1 protein-coding gene is annotated in these 1,735 nt (G+C 55.7%); it reads right to left on the bottom strand.

Going from position 1 to position 1,735, the window contains the following annotated elements; genetic code table 11:
- Positions 1-37 precede the first annotated feature (37 nt).
- On the bottom strand, positions 38-1,291 hold the full coding sequence (gene cytX, locus ACJY2G_RS25455) for a putative hydroxymethylpyrimidine transporter CytX (protein ID WP_439292379.1): 1,254 nt from the start codon (positions 1,289-1,291) through the stop codon (positions 38-40).
- Between the last annotated feature and the right edge of the window lie 444 nt (positions 1,292-1,735).

The following is a 1,735-nucleotide window of genomic DNA, read 5'->3' as shown; positions in this document are numbered from 1 at the left end:
TCATTAAGGAACCGCCCTTTGGGGCGGTTTTCTTAACTCAGTCTTTACGCCCTAATCCCCAGCACACCAGTCCTGCCACCAGAAGCGACGGGATCGTCGCGCCGACGTCAGGCAGCAGATTTGCCATCAGATGATAGACCGCGATACCGATAAACCAGGCCGCGACAGAGCAAATGTTCAGGTCCTTTTGTGTCTGCCGGCGCAGAATAAAATGATGCGTCAGTACCACACCGAACAGCGGCGCAAATACCGAACCAATCAGCAGCAGGAAGTTTTCGTATTGCGTCAGCGGCACTGACCAGGCAATCAGCGTACACAGCAGGCCGATACCCAGCGTCAGTTTACCGACACTGACCGGCAGAGAAGTGCCCGCCGATACCGCCGCAGAGTGAATATCCGCAAAGGCATTTTCATGTTCATCCACCAGAATCAGCAACAGCGGAATACCCAGCGCAACGCCAGAAAGCGCCAGCAGCAGCGCATTGGCATCGGCCGATGTGCTGACAAACGCCAGCGTATAAGCGACGCCGAGTGACATCATCCACACGCTGCCGAGGAAATATCCGCAGGCGGTGCCCCAGAAATTTTGTCGCGCAGATTTGCCGAAACGGGTGTAATCCGACACCAGCGGCAGCCATGAAAATGCCATCGATACCACGATATCGCAGGCCAGCGCGAACGGCATCGAACCGTCTCCGGCTTTATGCCACAGCGTCGATAAATCCGCGTGCAGGAACAGATAACCGGTCAGCCATGCGCAGCTCGCCAGCAGCAACCAGATACCCCAGCGGCGCAGCACCACGCGGATAAACGCCAGTGGCCCGCTGGCCGCCAGCAAGGTGGCGACGATGCCGAAAATAAACGTCCAGAGGGTCGGATCCGCCCAAAAACTGCCGTCGCCCCAGGCCCGTTTTGCCAGCAGACTGGCGGCATCGCGCATCACCACAATTTCAAACGCGCCCCAGCCGACCAGCTGGATCAGATTGAACAAGACCGGCAACGCCACGCCACGTTTTCCGAGGCTCAGCTTTAGCGACGCCATTGAAGACAAACCGGTTTGCCCGCCGGTCACCCCGACCAGCGCCAGCAGCGCAACCCCGACGGCTGATCCCAACACAATCGCCGCCAGAGAACCCGCCAGCCCGAGGCCCGGAGCCAGAATCGCCCCGGCCTGCAACACCATCAGGCCCATACCGAGTGAGAACCACAACGAGAATAAATCAGACCAACCCAGCACCCGTGATTTTTCCGGCACGGACGCCTGAGGGGAGTAAATACTATTATCTTTCATGAGGTTAATTTCGTGGCTAATGCGAATGCCTGTTATAGCATATTGCGATGTGATCCTGATGAAAGGGCGGGGGAGAAGCGCACTTTTCGATTTTGACAGCGGAATTTCAGGTACAAAAAAACCGCTTCAGAGAGCGGTTATTTTGTTGGGAGATTCAGTTAGCGCTAAATCAACCCAGTTTCACGCTTTAATAATAAGCGGGATCAGGCAACCCAAACGCCACTAACTTACACCAGGGGTGGGAAGGCAGCAAGTTTAAATTCTGTACACATATCCTTATTGTTTTTATGGTCTTGGTGGTAGCATCTGCGCGGGGCTAGTTTGCCCGTTTAGCGACGGGTCACCGGGCTTGAAATTAGCACTTGAGTACCGCGCGGACAGGCAACCCAAACACTGCTTGTCCTTCTCCAGTCGGTCCCGGTGCTTATTGGTGGAACGCGGTTT

Source organism: Rahnella sp. ATs2 (genome assembly GCF_051851855.1).
GTDB classification, from domain to species: domain Bacteria; phylum Pseudomonadota; class Gammaproteobacteria; order Enterobacterales; family Enterobacteriaceae; genus Rahnella; species Rahnella variigena.
Note: the sequence above shows the minus strand (reverse complement) of the source record. Positions and strands in the feature narration are given on the sequence as shown.

What these genes read in the sequence shown, in the direction of transcription:
- cytX (WP_439292379.1), bottom strand. Translation starts at nt 1,291, where the DNA reads ATGAAAGATAATAGTATTTACTCCCCTCAGGCGTCCGTGCCGGAAAAA.